Origin of the sequence: Nonomuraea sp. NPDC005983 (assembly GCF_040614375.1) — a bacterium.
Taxonomy (GTDB): Bacteria; Actinomycetota; Actinomycetes; order Streptosporangiales; family Streptosporangiaceae; genus Nonomuraea.
Window position 1 is genome coordinate 16,744 of the sequence record NZ_JBEXUP010000067.1, and the last position, 15,991, is coordinate 32,734.

Consider the following 15,991-nt stretch of genomic DNA (forward strand, 5'->3'; position numbering starts at 1 on the left):
CCCGACCGCGACCACTCATGGAGTCCCTCATTCATGGAATCTCTCAAGGAGAACACTCATGCTTGACCAGGTCCTCGTCTGCGAACCCGTCGGGCAGCGGCTGCGCACCGACCGCGACGCCCTCGACCTGATCGGCGAGGCCATCGGGCGGCGCGCCCGCTGGGTGGCGGTCCCCGCCGAGCGGCTGCACGACGACTTCTGGCGGCTGAGCACCCGGGTGGCGGGCGAGATCGTGCAGAAGTTCGCCGTGTACCGGCTCGGCCTGGCCATCGTGGGGGACGTCTCGGAGCACGTCGCGGCGAGCGAGTCGTTCCGCGCCTGGGTCCTGGAGGCCGACCGCGGCAGGGAGACCTGGTTCGTCGCCGACCTCGAGGAGCTGGAACGGCGGCTGTCAGCCAGGGAAGGTGCCGCTGGTCACGTTGACGAAGGTGCCGGTGATGGCGGCGGCGTGGTCGGAGGCCAGGAACGCGGCCGTGGTCGCGACCTGCGGCAGGGTGGGTGACTTGCGGGTCATCCGCATGCTGTCGAGCTGCGCGATCAGCCCCTGGAGCCCGGCCTCGTCCAAGACCATCTCGCTGTTCACGGCGGCGAGCCTCTCCGGCGTGAGCGACTCCGGCACCCCGGCCGTGTAGATGCCCAGCACCCGCACCCCCTGCGGGCCGATCTCCATCGCCAGGTTGCGGACGAAGCTGTCGAGCGCCCCGTCGGCCGGGCCGGTGCCGCCCATCATCGGGCTGGCGTGGGCGGACCCGCTGTCGAGCGCCAGGATGACGCCCGAGCCCTGCTGGATCATCTGCCGGGCGGCGGCCCTCGCGGTGATGAAGTTCGCGGTGAGGCCGGTCGTGACCGGCCGGAGCAGGTCGGCCACCGCCATCTCGACCAGCCGGATTCCCTGGACGTCGCCCCTGGTCACGAGGTTGAACGAGACGTCGATGCTGCCCGCCTGGGCGACCACGGCCCTGGCGTGCTCGTCAACGGCCTGCTCGTCGAGGGCGTCGAGCACGGCGACCTCCGCCTGGCCGCCTGCCTCGGCGATCTCCTTGGCCACCCGTTCGAGGCTGTCGCGGGTCCGTCCGGCGAGGAAGACCGTGGCGCCCTCCGTGGCGAAGGTCTTCGCGATGCCGCCGCCCAGCGAGCCGCCGGCGCCGTAGATGATCGCGTTCTTGTTCTCGAGCAACATGGTCATTCTCCTGGTATCGACGTGTCGTTACGCGCATTCATCAACGCGTCGCTCCGGGAGCGTGCGGATCGACACGTGCGGCAGAAGTTTTTCGCCGTTTTCCAGGTGAGGGGCCCGCGTCAGGTCGCAGGGGTTGCCACCGCGCCGCAGAGGCAGCGTGAGGTGGGCCAGCGGGTCGACGGCGACCAGGACGTCCAGCTCCATCAGCATCTCGCCCTCCAGGACATAGCCGAAAGCGGGGCCGGGATGGCGGTGCGGCGGCGCCCCGGGGTCACCGGGCGGATACTCGACGACCACGGTCATCGAGTGCGCCCCCGCCGGAATGAACGGAGGCTCGACCTCCTGCAGCACCGTGAGCGCCGTCTGCCACACGGTCGATCTCGGCTTGGGGCCGGGGGCGGCTGGATCGTTCTCCGGCATGGAACTACCTTTCATGATCTGAAGTGAGCGATGCGCGGCTACTCGGCGGCGGTCCGGCCGAGCCAGTCGCGGTAGCGGATCTTGCCGAGGGTGGCGCCGTCACCCGGCACCAGCGTCCGCTCGCCCGGCACGCTGCCGAAGTAGCGCGCCTGCGGGTCGGTGACCACCGTGCGCGGGTCGCCCCAGGCGGCCAGGGCGTCGCGGAAGAACTCGTCCATCCGGGACTGCTCGGGCCCACCCACCTCGACCCGGCCGTTCAGCGGCTGCCCCACCGCGACCCGGCCGACCGCCTGCGCTACCTCCTCACCTGCGATGGGCTGGAACAGCACCGGTGCGATCCGCACCGTGTCGCCGTCCGTGGCCTCGTCCGCGATGCCGCGCACGAACTCGAAGAACTGCGTCGCGTGCACGAGCGAGAACGGGAGCCCCGACTTCTCGATCAGCTGCTCCTGCGCGATCTTCGCCCGGAAGTAGCCGTTCTCGGGCATCCGCTCGGTCCCCACCACCGACAGCGCCACGTGGTGACCGACGCCGGCCGCCTTCTCCGCGCTGAGCAGATTGCGGGTGGAGGTCTCGAAGAACCTCAGTACCGCGGCGGGTTCGAAGGACGGGGAGTTCGACACGTCGATCACCACTGAGGCGCCTGTCAGCACCTCGGCCAGGCCTTCGCCGGTGAGGGTGTTGACGCCGGTGTTCGGCGACGCCGCCACCGCCTCGTGACCGTGCTCGCCCAGCTTCGCCACCAGCTTCGACCCGATCAGCCCGGTCCCGCCGATTACTACGATCTTCACGACAAGCCTTCCTTCTCCGCCGGGGCCACCTGTTGCCCGCCGGTCGCCAGCTAAGACAGGGCAGCCTCCGGGCTTGTGACAACCGCGGTGAAATTCTTTTGAAGTCAGCACTAGACGTACCCACTGACCTGCGACAAGAGAAGGAGGTCGCCCGAAACCGGTCGGGGCGTGTGGTTTACTTACGGCCGAGCTCCGCGAGCAACCGACAGGAATCGTCCGGCTCAACGAGCCGGCGGTACGCCAGCTCGTCAGCCGGGCTCGCAAGCGGGTGCTCGTCGAACGCCGCACGTCCGTGACCGGAGCCGAACAACGCAGGCTGCTGACCGCCTTCGTCGCCGCCGCCCGCTCCGGCGACCTGACCGCGCTGGAACAGCGGATGATGAACCCAGCCAAGCTCACCGCGGTGTCCACCGGGCATGACTCGCCGCAAGCCACGCATGGCCCATGATCCTTTACCAGGTTGCGCCGTCCTTGGTGTTCGCGTACTCCCGTGGTGCGGACTGCTTCACGATCCGCCAGAGCTGGAGGGCTGCGGGCCAGGGCGCGCTCCTGCGCGGGCCCCGACGACTGCGGTCGCGATCGTGACGGCGACCAGCAGGACGCTGATGGCCGTGATCGCCGCGACCGCAGCGGCCACGCCGACCTGGGGCGTCGCGAGTGGCAGCAGCAAGATGACGGTGACGCAGCCCAGGACCGCGGCGGGATGGATGACGGGCTTTGTGACGACAAGCGCGTGTACCGCCCACAGGAGGGCGAGATACGTACCGACCGGGATGGCGACGGCGTAGCCAAGTGCCAGTGGTGCCGCCGCCACCTTGTGCCCACTCTGCTCGACTGCGACCTCGAGCCCGGCGCCGAGGGCGGCGAGGGCCGCGAAGATGCCGTAGTGGCCGTACCCCCACAGGAAGGACCGATGGCGGCGGTCACTGAGGCCCTCACCGGCCTGGATGAGGAAGTACAGCCACCAAAGAGCGAACAGCAGGACGAGGCCGGAGACAGCGATGACGATGAAGGGACCGCTGATCTCGCCCGTTTCGAGTGCTCCTTGGACTCCTCTGCTGGCGGCGAGGACGCTCTCACCGAGCAGAATGATCGTGAACAGGCCGTAGCGTTCGGCGATGTGGTGCGGGTGCCAGTTGGTGGCCCTGGCCCGCTCCGCCCACCATGGCACCGCGAGTTCCAGGACGACCAGGCAGGCGAAGGACGGCAGCTCCAACGATGACGGCAGGGCGCCCGTCGCCGCGAGGAAGAAGCGAAGCAGCCAGCCCATCTGCACGAGGCTGATACCGGCGGCGTAGCGCAGCGCGGTGCGACGGCCGGCTGGGTCTTCGAGACCGGCTCGCAGCCATTGGGCGACGAGCCCGAGCCTCATGATGACGTAGCCCAGGGTGACGATTCCGTAGTCGGAGTGACCGGCCGCGGCGGGCACACCGGCGGCCAGGACCAGCACGCCGGCCATCTGCACCATGGTCAGCAGCCGGTAGGCCACGTCGTCGGTGTCGTAGGACGAGGCGAACCAGGTGAAGTTCATCCACGCCCACCAGATCGTGAAGAACACCTGGAGGAACGGGACCAGCCCGGTGAGGCCGTGACCGCCGGCGACGCTGTGCGCGAGCTGGGCGGTGACGCTGGCGACCGCGACCACGAAGGTGAGGTCGAACAGCAGCTCGAGCTGGCTCGAAACGCGGTGCGGCTCGTCGATGGGGCGAGCGCTCATCCGGACTCGGATTCGGCTGGTGGTGCCGGCTGGTGGCAAGGTCTGGCTCCTGTCGCTGCGCAACGTCCGGTCCGTCTGAAAGACAGGTCAGCATACCGACCTGTGACAACGCGGCACCAAGATCGCTCCCGCCCCTACGCCGGCCGGACACCAGGGCGGCGTTCAGCCCCGCGGGCCTCCGCCCACCACCACGTCGAAAGCCGTGTTCATGTCGTCAGGTCCTTTCGGGGGAGGTGGGGGCCGCCGGGAGTAGTGCCATCTCGCGAGCGTTCTTGATCGCCCGGGCCAGCTGCCGTTGCTGCTGCACGGAGACGCCGGTGACACGGCGGCTGCGGATCTTGCCGCGATCGGAGATGAACCTGCGCAGCAGGTCGGTGTCCTTGTAGCCGATGTAGCCGACGCCGCGTAGCGGGTTGCCCTTCTTGCGCGGGGTCCTGCGGGGCTTCATGCGATCTCCTTCAGGTCGAGGATGGGGGCGAACGGGTCGTCGTAGCGGGCCCAGGTGTCGGGGCCGGCCCGCTCCTCCTCCCGGGTGAGCAGGCAGGAGTCGAGCAGGTCGTGGATGCGTTCGCGGTCGAGGTCGGGGCCGGTGAAGACCAGGTGCTGGACGCGGTCGCCGGTTATCGGGCGCCAGTCCAGGGAGGCGGCCATCCGGCGGGCGGGGGAGACCGTCTCCCAGGCGGCCTCGGGCAGTGCGGCCAGCCAGGGGCCGGCGTCCTCCACCGAGACGACTCCCGCGACCGCGTCCCAGGCGAGCAGCCGCTCGTGCGCGGTGGCCAGCCAGAACCGGCCGCGCGAGCGGACCGAGGAGGTGACCAGCTCGTCCACGGCCTCGAACAGGCGGGTGGGGTGCAGCGGACGGACGCGGCGCCACACCACCGTGGTGATCTCGTCGTCCTGGGCGTCGCACGGGAGCTGGGCGGTGCCGGGGTCGACGCGTTCGGCCAGCTCCGCGGTGCACAGCGCGGCGCCGGTGAGGCGGGGCAGCGCGGTGACCGGGTGAATCGGCGTGACCGGAGCGAGGTGGGCGAGCACCGCCCGGGAGAGCTCGGCGTCCTCCTCGTCGTCGCCGTGCAGGACCAGCCCGGTGGCGTACTCCAGTTGGCGGGCGAGGACCTCTGACAGGTACCGCTGGTCGCCGCGCGCCGCCTGCTTGCCGGCTTCGGACAGGCGGTCGCCGCGGGTGATGTCGACGGGCATGTGCTCGGCGTCCAGCGCGGTGAGCACGGACGTCAGCCGCAGGACGTCCCGGGCATCGTCGCAGTCGACCGCTTCGGCCACCGAGCGGGGCTCGACCGAGTCCCACAGGTCGACGACCAGCAGCGTGGCGGTGTGCGCCAGCCGTACGAGCTGTGGGAGCAGGTCCTCGCGGACGGTGCAGGTGACGCAGCCGTGTGCGAGCCGCACCTCGCTCACGTCGAGCGTGCCCGTTCTGTCACGGACGACTCGGCGGACGCGATCCAGCGTGACCGCGCGCAGGTCGTGGTGGATCGCGACCGATCCGGAGTGCTCCTCCAACAGCCGGTCGACGGTTGCCGTGCGGGCCGAGGCGTGCAGGCCGGCGACGAGGACGACGGGGGTGGACACGGACCCTCCAGTTGCAGAAATGAAAACCGTTGTCGTTATCATGGCACATCTTCGCTACGGAAAAGGATCCGATTTGGCCAGAAATGAGCTCCGCCCGGTGATCAAGCTCCGATCGACCGCCGGGACCGGCTACACCTACGTGACCACGAAGAACCGGCGCAACGACCCCGACAGGCTCACGCTGCGCAAGTACGACCCGACCGTCCGCCGGCACGTGCTGTTCCGGGAGGAGCGATGAAGAAGGGCGTCCACCCCGACTACCACCCGGTCGTCTTCCGGGACCCGGGTGCGGACTTCGCGTTCCTCACCCGATCCACGATCACCAGCGACAAGACCGTTCTGTGGGTCGACGGCAACACCTATCCGGTGGTCGACGTCGACGTCTCCTCCGCGAGTCACCCCTTCTACACCGGTCGCAGCCGCGTCCTCGACACCGCCGGCCGCGTCGAGCGGTTCAACCAGCGCTACGGAAGGAACTGATGTCCGCCCACTGCCAGCTCACCGGCGTCAGGCCGGTCTTCGGCAACAACGTCTCCCACTCCCACCGCCGCACCCGGCGGCGGTGGAACCCCAACATCCAGAACCGTCGCTACTGGGTGCCGAGCGAGGGCCGTTTCGTCCGGCTGACGCTCAGTGCCCGGGCGATCAGGACCGTCGACAAGATCGGCATCGAGAAGGCCATCGCCCAGATCCGCGCCCGAGGGGAGAGCGTCTGATGGCCAAGAAGAGCAAGATCGCGGCCAACGAGCGACGCAAGGCCGTCGTGGCCCGCCATGCCGAGCGGCGAGCCGAGCTCAAGGAGATCATCCGCACCGGCACGCCGGAACGGCGGGCGGACGCCGTACGGGAACTGGGCCGGCAGCCGCGTGACGCCAGCGCGACCCGCGTGCGCAACCGCGACTCCGTCGACGGGCGGCCTCGTGGCCACCTCGGCAGGTTCGGGCTGTCCCGGATCCGGTTCCGGCAGATGGCCCACCGAGGCGAGCTCCCCGGCGTCACGAAGGCGAGCTGGTAGCCGTGGCCGTGCCCAAGCGCAGGACCTCGCGCAGCAACACGCGGCACCGCCGCAGTCAGTGGAAGGCGGCCGTGCCCGACCTCGTCCCGATCACCGTGAACGGGCGGGACCTGCTGGTCCCTCGACGTCTCGTCCGCGCCTACCAGCGGGGGCTCATCGCCGCTCGATGAGATGACCGCGCGCCGGGGCGCCCGCCGCGGAGTGCCTGGACCGCAGCGGGCGACCCCGGTTTGGGGCGGGAGGGGGTGGGGGTCAGTCGACGACGACGTGGAACGGGGTGTCGAAGGCGTGCGAGGGTCGGCCGGTTCCGATGAAGACGTTCCGGGCGGGGTCGCCGCACGCTGAGCCGTCGGGGCTGACGAACACGCTGGCATCCCAGTGGGCGCCCCAGCGCTTGGTGGCGACGGGAACGGCCTTGGCGGCGTTGATGTCAGGGTCGAGCTCGATGCAGTACTGGCCGGTGGCGATCTTGCGGACGGAGGTGACGCCGGTGGAGCGCACGACGGTTCCGTCGGCGTTGACGGAGGCGGCGGCGCGTGCCCCAGGGGTGTGGGCGCCGCCGATGGCGGCCAGGGCGGGAACGGCGACCGAGACCGCGGCTCCGGCGACCAGCGCCGATGCGGCGACGATCGTCGTGAAGGCGGCAGAAGGCATGGATGTCTCCAAAAGATGGGTCCACGTGACGGAGTGCGCATCACCCCCTCACTGTCGGTAACTGAATGATCACACGCGTCTGGGCGCATGGACGCGGAACGACACCCACGGATCTTGCCTGGCCGCCTGCGACGGTCCCCCGCTGGACGGCGTCACTCTCGCCGGCGACCTGACCTCGCAGGGGCGGCAGGCCGGTGCGGGACGCGCGTGCGCTGTACGATGTGCGGCATTTGATCATGCCTGGATCGGGGAGGGACGATGGCGGATCTGAGCCTGCTGTGCGTGCACGCGCACCCTGACGATGAGGCGATCTGGACGGGCGGCGCCCTGGCCCGCTACGCCGACGCCGGAGCCAGGACGGCGGTCGTCACCTGCACCTGGGCGGAGGGCACGCGCAGGGCCGAGGAGCTGGAGCGCTCGCTGGCCATCCTCGGCGCGGGCGCCCCCCGGCTGCTGGGCTACGCCGAGGCGCGCGGCACCGAGTCCGCGCCGGGCGCCCCCCGCCTCCTCGACGCGCCGTTCGACGAGGCGGTGGGGCGGTTGGTCGGGCACATCAGGGAGTTCCGTCCCGACGTGGTGGTCACCTATGACGGGTACGGCGGCTACGGCCACCCGGACCACCTGCACGTGCACCGCCTGACGCTGGCCGCCGTCGAGGCGGCCGGCTACGAGCAGCTCTACGACGGCGACCCGTGGCGGCCCCGCGCCCTGGCGATGGCGACCGTGCCGCGCTCCCTCGTCACGGAGATCTGGGAGGAGCTGTTCGGCACCGCCGCGACGGGGACGCTCCCAGGGGTCCCCGACGACCAGATCGACACCACGCTGGACGTCAAGCCGTGGGCCGACCGCAAGTGGGCCGCGCTCCTGGCCCACGAGTCGGAGATCGAGCGCGGCTCCACCATGACGATGCTGGCGGCCCTCCCGCAGGCCCAGCGCGACCGGCTGCTGGCCACCGAGTGGTACATCCGCCGCGACACCGCCCCCGGCGGCCTGCGGGACGCCTTCTGAACCGCCCAGGTGGCCTCAGGTCCGCACGTAGTCGCGCAGGTGCTGGGCGGTGAGCGTGTCGCCGTGGGCGACGAGGTCGGCGGGTGGCCCGGTGAAGACGATCTGGCCGCCGTCGTGGCCGGCTCCGGGGCCGAGGTCGACGATCCAGTCGGCGTGCGCCATCACGGCCTGGTGGTGTTCGATGACGATGACCGTGTTGCCGTCGTCCACGAGCCGGTCGAGCAGGGCGAGCAACTGGTCCACGTCGGCGAGGTGCAGGCCGGTGGTCGGCTCGTCCAGGACGTAGATCGCGGCCTTCTCGGCCATGTGGATGGCCAGCTTGAGCCGCTGCCGCTCGCCGCCCGACAGGGTGGTGAGCGGCTGGCCCAGCCCGAGGTAGCCGAGGCCGACGTCGGCGAGCCTGTCGAGGACGGCCCTGGCCGGGCCGCTGGTGAAGAAGTCGCGCGCCTCCGACACCGACATGGCCAGCACCTCGCTGATGTCCTTGCCGCGCAGCTTGTAGGTGAGCACCTCGGGGGTGAACCGCTTGCCCTCGCACTGCTCGCACACCGACGCCACCCCGGCCATCATCGCCAGGTCGGTGTAGACCAGGCCGATGCCCTTGCAGTTCGGGCAGGCGCCTTCGGAGTTGGCGCTGAACAGGGCGGGCTTGACGCCGTTGGCCTTGGCGAAGGCCGTCCTGACCGGGTCGAGCAGCCCGGTGTAGGTGGCCGGGTTGCTGCGGCGCGACCCGCGGATCGCCGACTGGTCGACCACCACCACGCCGTCGCGGCGGGGGAGCGAGCCGTGGATCAGCGAGCTCTTGCCCGACCCCGCGACGCCGGTGACCACGGTCAGCACGCCGAGCGGGAGGTCGACGCTGACGTTCTTGAGGTTGTTCGCGGTCGCCCCGGTGATCGAGAGCTGCCCCGTCGGCCGGCGGGCCGTCTCGCGCAGGCGGGCGCGGTGGTCCAGGTGGCGGCCCGTCAGCGTGCTCGAGGCGCGCAGCCCGGCCACGTCGCCGGTGTAGCAGATCTGGCCGCCCGCGGTGCCTGCGCCGGGGCCGAGGTCCACCACGTGGTCGGCGATCTCGATCGTCTCCGGCTTGTGCTCGACGACCAGGACCGTGTTGCCCTTGTCGCGCAGGCGGAGCAGCAGGTCGTTCATCCGGCGGATGTCGTGCGGGTGCAGGCCGACCGTCGGCTCGTCGAAGACGTACGTGACGTCCGTCAGGCTGGACCCCAGGTGGCGGACCATCTTGACCCGCTGGGCCTCGCCGCCCGACAGGGTGCCCGACTCGCGGTCCAGGCTCAGGTAGCCCAGGCCGATCTCCACCAGCGACTCGAGGGTGCCGCGCAGCGTGGCGACCAGCGGCGCCACCGACGGGTCGTCGATCTGCCTGACGAACTCGGCGAGGTCGCTGATCTGCATGGACGAGCAGTCGGCGATGTTCCGCCCGTCGATCAGGGACGACAGCGCGGCCTGGTTGAGCCTGGCGCCCCCGCACGTCCGGCAGGTGGTGAAGGTGACGGCGCGGTCGGCGAACGCCCTGACGTGGGACTGCATCGACTCGCGGTCCTTGGACAGGTAGACCCGCTGCACCTTGACCACCAGCCCCTCGTAGCTGGTGTTGATGCCGCTCTGCTTGATCTTGGTGGCGGGCTTGTAGAGGAAGTCGTCCCACTCGGCGGCGGTGAAGTCCTTCAGCTTGACGTCGGGGTCGAAGAAGCCGGACTCGGCCAGCACCTTCCAGTACCACGAGCCCACGGCGAAGCCGGGGACGGTGATCGCGCCCTCGTTGAGCGAGAGCTCGGTGTCGACCAGCCCGGCCACGTCCACGTCGGTCACCCGGCCGAGGCCCTCGCAGGCCGGGCACATGCCTTCGGCGCTGTTGAAGCTGAAGGCGGTCGAGGTGCCGACGTGCGGGGTGCCGAGGCGGCTGAAGATGATGCGCAGCATCGTCTGCGCGTCGGTCGCGGTGCCGACCGTGGAACGCGAGTTGACGCCCATCCGCTCCTGGTCGACCACGATGGCGGCGCTCAGGTTGCGCAGGGCGTCGACGTCGGGACGCCCCAGGCTCGGCATGAACGACTGGATGAAGGCCGTGTAGGTCTCGTTGATCAGCCGCTGCGACTCGGCGGCGATGGTGCCGAAGACGAGCGACGACTTGCCCGACCCGGACACGCCGGTGAAGACCGTCAGGCGGCGTTTGGGGATGTCCAGCGAGACGTCCGCCAGGTTGTTCTCCCTGGCCCCGCGGACCTCGATCACGTCGTGACTGTCGGCGATGTTGGGGTTCACTGATATCCTTACGGCATAAAGAGTCGGCTGGGCCACGTTAGTTTATGGCATAAGGAGTTGTAGATTGGTGGTTTTCGCCGCGCAGGGAGACGCCCGCCGGTCGATGGCCCTGTTGTGGCGCGCGGCCGGCCCTGGGAGCGTCCGCACCGGCCCCGGGCCCAAGCCCGCGCTCAGCATAGACATGATCGTCGACGCGGGAATCGCGATCGCCGACGCCGAGGGGATGGCGGCGCTGTCCATGCGCGCGGTGGGCGAGCGGCTCGGCCGAACCGCCATGGCTCTGTACACGTACGTGCCCAGCAAGAGCGAGCTGGTCGATCTCATGTACGACCAGGTGCTGATCGAGCTGCCGACCGGCTACGACCTGAGCGGGGGCTGGCGGGCGGCCATCACCTCGTGGGCGCAGGACCACTGGGAGTTCTACGTCCGGCACCCGTGGGTGCTGCAGGTGTCGCAGGCACGGCCGGTGCTCGGGCCCAACGACTACGCCGTCGTGGAGACGCTGCTGCGCATCCTGCGCGAGACCGGCCTGGCCCCCGGGGCGCTGCGGCGGCTGACCGGCGCGCTGATCCAGTTCGTGCGCGGGCTGGCGCAGACGGCCGCCGAGTCCCGCCAGGCCCTGATCGAGACGGGCCGCTCTGACGAGGAGTGGTGGGAGGAGCGCGCGACCCTGCTGACGGAGGTCGCCCCCGACTTCCGCGAACGGTTCCCGCTGGTGAACTGGCTGGCCAAGGAGGGCGCGTTCACCGTCGAGGACGGCGACGGCTCCTACATGGAACGGGAGGGCAGGGAGACCTTCCGGGCCGGCCTGGCCGTCCTGCTCGACGGCGTGGAAGCGGCCATGGCGTCCCAACCGGCCCGCTAGCCTCCCCGGCCGCCCGCCACAGCGGGGCGAGCAGCCGCCTGCCCTTCTCGGCCGCCCCCGCGTGGACGGCCTTGACGATCAGCACGTGCCTGCCGCGCACCGGCTCGGGCGACTGCGGACGCCTGCGCTGCTTACGGCTTCTTTCCTGCGGGCTTACGGCGCTTCGGTAAGCCCGTTATGGTGTCCTCCATGCGTTTCGGGGTGCTCGGGCCGTTGGCGGTATGGGCTGACGGCGGGGAACCGGTGCCGATCCCGGGGGCCAAGGTGCGGGCGTTGCTCGCCGTCCTGCTCATGCACGACGGACGGCCGGTGCCCGCCGACCGGCTGATCGACGACCTGTGGGGCGACGACCTGCCCGGCAACCCGCCGGGCGCGCTGTCGGCGAAGGTGTCGCAGCTGCGCCGCGCCCTGGAGGACGCCGAACCCGGAGCCAGGAACCTGGTCCGCTCGCACCCGGCCGGATACGTCCTCCAGCTCGAGCCGGACGCGGTCGACGCGCGGCGCTTCGAGACGCTGCTCGCGCGGGCCGGGCAGGGCGACGCCACGCTGCTGTCGGGCGCGCTCGCGCTGTGGCGCGGAGCGGCCTACGCCGACTTCGCCGACGAGCCGTTCGCCCGCGCCGCAATCGCGCACCTGGAGGAGCGGCGGCTGGCCGCGCAGGAGGACCTGGCGGAGGCCCGCCTGGCGCTCGGCGAGCACGGCCCGCTGGTGAGCGAGCTCGGCCGGCTCGTGGCCGAGCACCCGCTGCGCGAGCGGCTGCGCGCCGCCCACATGCGCGCCCTCTACCGCACCGGACGCCAGAGCGAGGCCCTCGACAGCTACGCCGACCTGCGCGCCCGGCTGGCCGACGAGCTCGGCCTGGACCCCGGCCCCGGCCTGACCGCGCTCCACCAGGCGATCCTCACCCAGGACCCGGCCCTGGCCGGCCCGTCAGGGCGCCCGCGCACCAACCTGCCCGCCCTCGTCACCGGCCTGATCGGCCGGGACACGGCCGTCGCCGAGGTCCGCGCCCACCTGGCCGCCGACCGCCTGGTGACGCTCACCGGGCCGGGCGGCGTGGGCAAGACCCGCCTCGCCCTGGAAACGGCGACCCAGCTGGCCGGCACCTTCCCCGACGGCGTGTGGCTGGTCGAGCTGGCCGGAACCCCGGGCGGGACGGTGGAGCTGGTCGAGGTCGTGATGGCCGCACTGGAGATCCAGGACGGCGGCGGGCGCGCCGAGGAGCGGCTCGTCGCCGCGCTGCGGGCCCGCCGGCTGCTGCTCGTCCTCGACAACTGCGAGCACCTCGTCGAGCAGGCCGCCGAGCTGGTCGAGCTGCTGCTGAAGGGCGCTCCCGACCTGCGCGTCCTGGCCACCAGCAGGGAGCCGCTGGCCGTCGCGGGCGAGGTGGTGTGGAGCGTCCCGCCGCTGGAGGTGCCCGGCCCCGGCGCAGACCCGGCGACGCTGGGCGAGTACGGCGCCGTGCGGCTGTTCACGGCCAGGGCGTCCGCCGCCGCGCGGGACTTCACGCTGGACGCCCGCACCGCCGGCGAGGTCGCCACGCTGTGCAGGCGGCTCGACGGGATCCCGCTGGCCCTGGAACTGGCCGCCACCCGGGTTCGGGCGCTCGGCGTGGACGGGCTGGTCGCCAGGCTCGACGACCGCTTCCGCCTGCTGGCCACCGGCTACCGGGGCGCCCCGCCGCGCCAGCAGACGCTGACCGCGATGATCGACTGGAGCTGGGAGCTGCTGACCGGGCCGGAACGGCTGGCTCTGCGGCGGCTGGCCGTCCACGCCGACGGCTGCTCGCTGGAGGCGGCCGAGTCCGTGTGCGCCGACGCCGACCTGCCCGCCGCCGACGTGCTGGATCTGCTGGCCCGCCTGGTGGACCGCTCCCTGGTGGTGGCCGTCCACGGCCCGGGAGGCGCCCGTTACCGGCTGCTGGAGTCGGTGGCCGCGTACTGCGCCGAGCGCATGCACGAGGCGGGGGAGTACGAGCAGGTGCGCAGGCGGCACCACGCCTACTACACCGACCTCGCCGAACGCGCCGACCCCCACCTGCGCGGCCCCGAACAGCGGGAGTGGCTGCGCCGCCTCGACGCCGAGTCCGCCAACCTGCGCGCCGCCCTTGACGGCGCGGCCGCCGACGGCGACGCGGGCCTGGCGCTGCGCCTGACGAGCGCCCTCGCCTGGTTCTGGTTCCTGCGCGGACGTCTCACCGAGGCCCGCCGCTCCCTGGACGCGGCCCTCGCCCTCACCGGATCTCCGGGCGACGCCGCCGTCCGGGCCCGGGCCGCGGCCTGGCGGGAGGGGATCGCGGTGCTGCAGGGAGACGTCACGGAGCGGGCCGCGCTGCGCTCGTTCGATGGGGCCGGCGACCGTCTCGGCGAGGCGATGGCGGCCTGGTTCCTGGCGTACGGGCAGCTCGACGCCGGCGAGCTGGCCAGCGCGGACGAGCTGCTGCAACGGGCGCTGGCCGCGTTCGAGGCGGCCGGAGACCGGTGGGGGATCGCCGCGACCCTGGTCACCCGCACCAAGCTCGCCCACATCAGGGGCGATCTGGAGGCGCTGGAGCGCGACGGCGAGCGCGGAGCCGAGCTGTTCGCCGCGCTCGGCGACCGCTGGGGGGAACTGCAGGCCGCCGCCTGGCTGGGCGCGCTGGCCGAGATGACCGGCGACCACGAGCGGGCCGTGCGCCTGCACACGGACGGGCTCCGGCTGGCCGAGGAGCTGGGGCTGTGGCCGGAGGTGGCCGGGCGGCTGGCCTGGCTCGGCTGGCTCGAGTTGCAGCTCGGCGACCACGTCCAGGCTCGCGACCTGTGCGAGCGCGGCAGGCGGCTCGCGGCCGAGCAGGGCCTGCGGCCGGCGGAGATCTTCGCCGAGATGGGGCTGGCCTTCGCCGCCAGAAAGGGCGGCGACCTCGACACCGCGCAGGCGCTGCTGCGGCGGATGCTGGAGTCGAACCCGTGGCAGGACGGCGATCAGATCCCGCCGCATCTGCCGATGATCACGATCGAGCTGGGGTTCACCGCGGAACTGCGCGGCGACCCCGCATCGGCCCTCGCCCTGCACCGGAGGGCCTTCGCCATGGCCTGCGAGCTGGACGCCCCCCGCGGCCAGGCCCTCGCCATGGAGGGCCTGGCCGGAGCGGTGTCACTCGCCGGCGACCCTGCCCGGGCCGCGCGGCTCCTCGGCACGGCCGCCGCGGTCCGCGACGCGGCCCTGCTGCCGCTGGGGCCGGACCAGCGCGGCGACGTCGACCGCATCACCGGGCGGGTGTCGGCCGCCCTGGGACAGGACACCTTCGCGGCCGAGTACGAGACGGGCCGCAAGCTGACGCCGCACGACCACGCCCCGCCGTCATGACACCTGAGGCTGGTACGACAGGACGACGACGCCCGAGCTGAACGTCCTGGTGCCCGACGGCGTCAGCGTCGCGCTGGTGCCCGGCCGGAACAGCGGGTCCCCCTTCCCCTTGATCACGGGGTACACCCAGATGTGGTACTCGTCGAGCAGGCCGTGCTCCATCAGCGTGTCGGTGAGCCTGCCCGTGCCGTACATCAGGATGTCGCCGCCGGGCTGCCGCTTCAGCGCCGCCACCTCGTCGGCTACCTCGCCCTTGAGGACGGTCGCGTTCCACCCGACCTCACCCAGCGTCGAGGACACCACGTACTTCGGCATGCCGTTGATGCGGTCGGCGAACTCGCCGGGCACGGACGGCCACGCCTGGGAGAAGCCCTCGTAGGTGACCCGGCCCATCAGCAGCGCGTCGCAGCCGCGCAGCAGGTCGAAGGCGAAGGCGCCGCTGTCCTCGGTCGCGTAGCTGAGCGACCACTCCTGGGGGTTGTCGATGTAGCCGTCCAGGGTCGCGTAGACCGTGGCGATCACTCGTCTCATGGTGTCTCTCCTTGTGCGTTGTAGGGGTGCTTCGTCCTGGCGTCCCTGAGTGCTCTGGCCCACCAGGTGAGCTGGTCGAGGGTGGCTCTGACCGCGTCCTCGCCGTCGCCCGGCCTGGGCCAGCTGCCGTCGGCGGCGAACCGGTTCCAGTAGCAGGGCAGGCTGACGGCGTCCCGGATCGGGACGGCGTGCAGTTCGACGAACACCTGCCGCAGCTGGGCGACCGCGTGCAGGCCGCCCGACTCCCTGCCGTAGGAGACGAACGTGACGGGCTTGGCCTGCCACTCCTCGTGGAACCAGTCGATGGCGGTCTTGAGCGGCGCGGGGAAGCTCAGGTTGTACTCCGGGGTCACGACCACGAACGCGTCGGCCGCGGCGAGCCGCGGGGCCAGGGCCAGGACCTGCGGGGGCAGGCGCTCGTCCTGGTCGGCGAGGGTGCCGGGGAGGTCGGCCTCGGCCAGGTCGACGAGGTCGACCTTCAGCTCCTGGCGTCTCCTGGCGCGGCAGGCGAACCAGTCGGCCACGGTGGGCCCGAAACGCCCGTTGCGGGTGCTGCCGATGATGACGGCCACCCGCAGCCGATCGTCCGCCATCTCCG

At 71.6% G+C, this 15,991-nt stretch carries 20 protein-coding genes; 10 read left to right on the forward strand and 10 right to left on the reverse strand.

All coding sequences use genetic code 11. The annotated features are described in order from the left end of the window. The first annotated feature begins 58 nt into the window (after positions 1 to 58). Positions 59 to 502, forward strand: a complete 444-nt coding sequence (locus tag ABZ297_RS26670) for a DUF4180 domain-containing protein (protein ID WP_355351177.1) — start codon at positions 59 to 61, stop codon at positions 500 to 502. Here ABZ297_RS26670 and ABZ297_RS26675 read toward each other — a convergent pair. From ABZ297_RS26675 to ABZ297_RS26685, 3 genes are read right to left on the reverse strand one after another with little or no spacing between them, the layout of a single operon-like run. Continuing rightward, on the reverse strand, positions 392 to 1,180 hold the full coding sequence (locus tag ABZ297_RS26675) for an SDR family oxidoreductase (RefSeq protein ID WP_355351179.1): 789 nt from the start codon (positions 1,178 to 1,180) through the stop codon (positions 392 to 394). The two genes, ABZ297_RS26670 and ABZ297_RS26675, sit on opposite strands and share 111 nt — an antisense overlap. Positions 1,181 to 1,207: 27 nt before the next feature. Further along, the gene (locus tag ABZ297_RS26680) at positions 1,208 to 1,600 is read right to left on the reverse strand and encodes a cupin domain-containing protein (protein ID WP_355351181.1); all 393 of its coding nucleotides are present in this window, start codon (positions 1,598 to 1,600) and stop codon (positions 1,208 to 1,210) included. A 38-nt stretch (positions 1,601 to 1,638) separates the two neighbouring features. Continuing rightward, positions 1,639 to 2,391, reverse strand: a complete 753-nt coding sequence (locus tag ABZ297_RS26685; protein ID WP_355351183.1) for an SDR family oxidoreductase — start codon at positions 2,389 to 2,391, stop codon at positions 1,639 to 1,641. 268 nt (positions 2,392 to 2,659) lie between these two features. Between ABZ297_RS26685 and ABZ297_RS26690 the strand changes: the two genes are divergently transcribed. Further along, entirely contained in the window at positions 2,660 to 2,839 is a 180-nt protein-coding gene (locus ABZ297_RS26690) for a hypothetical protein (RefSeq protein WP_355351185.1), read from the forward strand. A 57-nt stretch (positions 2,840 to 2,896) separates the two neighbouring features. On the opposite strand, the gene ABZ297_RS26695 is transcribed toward ABZ297_RS26690, so the two are convergent. From ABZ297_RS26695 to ABZ297_RS26705, 3 genes are all read right to left on the reverse strand, one after another. Continuing rightward, positions 2,897 to 4,108, reverse strand: a complete 1,212-nt coding sequence (locus ABZ297_RS26695; protein ID WP_355351187.1) for a low temperature requirement protein A — start codon at positions 4,106 to 4,108, stop codon at positions 2,897 to 2,899. A 214-nt stretch (positions 4,109 to 4,322) separates the two neighbouring features. Beyond that, entirely contained in the window at positions 4,323 to 4,556 is a 234-nt protein-coding gene (gene rpsR / locus ABZ297_RS26700; RefSeq protein WP_355351189.1) for a 30S ribosomal protein S18, read from the reverse strand. Continuing rightward, a complete protein-coding gene (locus ABZ297_RS26705) occupies positions 4,553 to 5,695 on the reverse strand; it encodes a GTP-binding protein (RefSeq protein ID WP_355351191.1) in 1,143 nt (380 codons plus the stop codon). The genes rpsR and ABZ297_RS26705 overlap by 4 nt, the downstream gene beginning before the upstream one ends. A 73-nt stretch (positions 5,696 to 5,768) precedes the next feature. Here ABZ297_RS26705 and rpmG point away from each other — a divergent pair, with 73 nt between their 5' ends. Genes rpmG through rpmF form a run of 5 tightly spaced genes read left to right on the forward strand, consistent with a single transcriptional unit; the run spans position 5,769 to position 6,880 of the window. Beyond that, on the forward strand, positions 5,769 to 5,933 hold the full coding sequence (gene rpmG / locus ABZ297_RS26710) for a 50S ribosomal protein L33 (protein ID WP_355351193.1): 165 nt from the start codon (positions 5,769 to 5,771) through the stop codon (positions 5,931 to 5,933). Continuing rightward, on the forward strand, positions 5,930 to 6,175 hold the full coding sequence (locus tag ABZ297_RS26715) for a type B 50S ribosomal protein L31 (RefSeq protein ID WP_355351195.1): 246 nt from the start codon (positions 5,930 to 5,932) through the stop codon (positions 6,173 to 6,175). Before rpmG ends, ABZ297_RS26715 begins: the two co-directional genes overlap by 4 nt. Beyond that, on the forward strand, positions 6,175 to 6,411 hold the full coding sequence (gene rpmB, locus ABZ297_RS26720) for a 50S ribosomal protein L28 (RefSeq protein ID WP_355351197.1): 237 nt from the start codon (positions 6,175 to 6,177) through the stop codon (positions 6,409 to 6,411). Before ABZ297_RS26715 ends, rpmB begins: the two co-directional genes overlap by 1 nt. Beyond that, positions 6,411 to 6,710 carry a 30S ribosomal protein S14 gene (rpsN, locus tag ABZ297_RS26725; RefSeq protein ID WP_355351200.1) on the forward strand — a complete coding sequence of 100 codons (300 nt, stop codon included), beginning with the start codon at positions 6,411 to 6,413 and terminating at the stop codon, positions 6,708 to 6,710. Before rpmB ends, rpsN begins: the two co-directional genes overlap by 1 nt. A 2-nt stretch (positions 6,711 to 6,712) precedes the next feature. Beyond that, entirely contained in the window at positions 6,713 to 6,880 is a 168-nt protein-coding gene (gene rpmF / locus ABZ297_RS26730) for a 50S ribosomal protein L32 (RefSeq protein WP_355351202.1), read from the forward strand. Positions 6,881 to 6,962: 82 nt separating this feature from the next. On the opposite strand, the gene ABZ297_RS26735 is transcribed toward rpmF, so the two are convergent. Then, entirely contained in the window at positions 6,963 to 7,364 is a 402-nt protein-coding gene (locus tag ABZ297_RS26735) for a hypothetical protein (RefSeq protein ID WP_355351204.1), read from the reverse strand. 258 nt (positions 7,365 to 7,622) lie between these two features. On the opposite strand from ABZ297_RS26735, the gene ABZ297_RS26740 reads away from it, so the two are divergent. Beyond that, on the forward strand, positions 7,623 to 8,372 hold the full coding sequence (locus ABZ297_RS26740) for a PIG-L family deacetylase (RefSeq protein WP_355351206.1): 750 nt from the start codon (positions 7,623 to 7,625) through the stop codon (positions 8,370 to 8,372). A gap of 15 nt (positions 8,373 to 8,387) precedes the next feature. Here ABZ297_RS26740 and ABZ297_RS26745 read toward each other — a convergent pair whose 3' ends face one another. Next, complete coding sequence (locus tag ABZ297_RS26745; RefSeq protein ID WP_355351238.1) at positions 8,388 to 10,658, reverse strand: excinuclease ABC subunit UvrA; 2,271 nt, start codon at positions 10,656 to 10,658, stop codon at positions 8,388 to 8,390. Between the two features lie 58 nt (positions 10,659 to 10,716). Between ABZ297_RS26745 and ABZ297_RS26750 the strand changes: the two genes are divergently transcribed. After that, positions 10,717 to 11,517, forward strand: coding sequence for a TetR/AcrR family transcriptional regulator (locus ABZ297_RS26750; protein ID WP_355351208.1), 801 nt, complete (start codon positions 10,717 to 10,719; stop codon positions 11,515 to 11,517). 189 nt (positions 11,518 to 11,706) lie between these two features. Next, positions 11,707 to 14,862, forward strand: a complete 3,156-nt coding sequence (locus tag ABZ297_RS26755; protein ID WP_355351210.1) for a BTAD domain-containing putative transcriptional regulator — start codon at positions 11,707 to 11,709, stop codon at positions 14,860 to 14,862. Here ABZ297_RS26755 and ABZ297_RS26760 read toward each other — a convergent pair. Both ABZ297_RS26760 and ABZ297_RS26765 read right to left on the reverse strand, forming a co-directional pair. Then, positions 14,857 to 15,393: a dihydrofolate reductase family protein gene (locus ABZ297_RS26760; RefSeq protein WP_355351212.1), complete on the reverse strand. Its 537-nt coding sequence runs from the start codon at positions 15,391 to 15,393 to the stop codon at positions 14,857 to 14,859. The genes ABZ297_RS26755 and ABZ297_RS26760 overlap by 6 nt on opposite strands. Next, entirely contained in the window at positions 15,390 to 15,986 is a 597-nt protein-coding gene (locus ABZ297_RS26765; RefSeq protein WP_355351214.1) for an NAD(P)H-dependent oxidoreductase, read from the reverse strand. Before ABZ297_RS26765 ends, ABZ297_RS26760 begins: the two co-directional genes overlap by 4 nt. Positions 15,987 to 15,991: the final 5 nt, after the last annotated feature.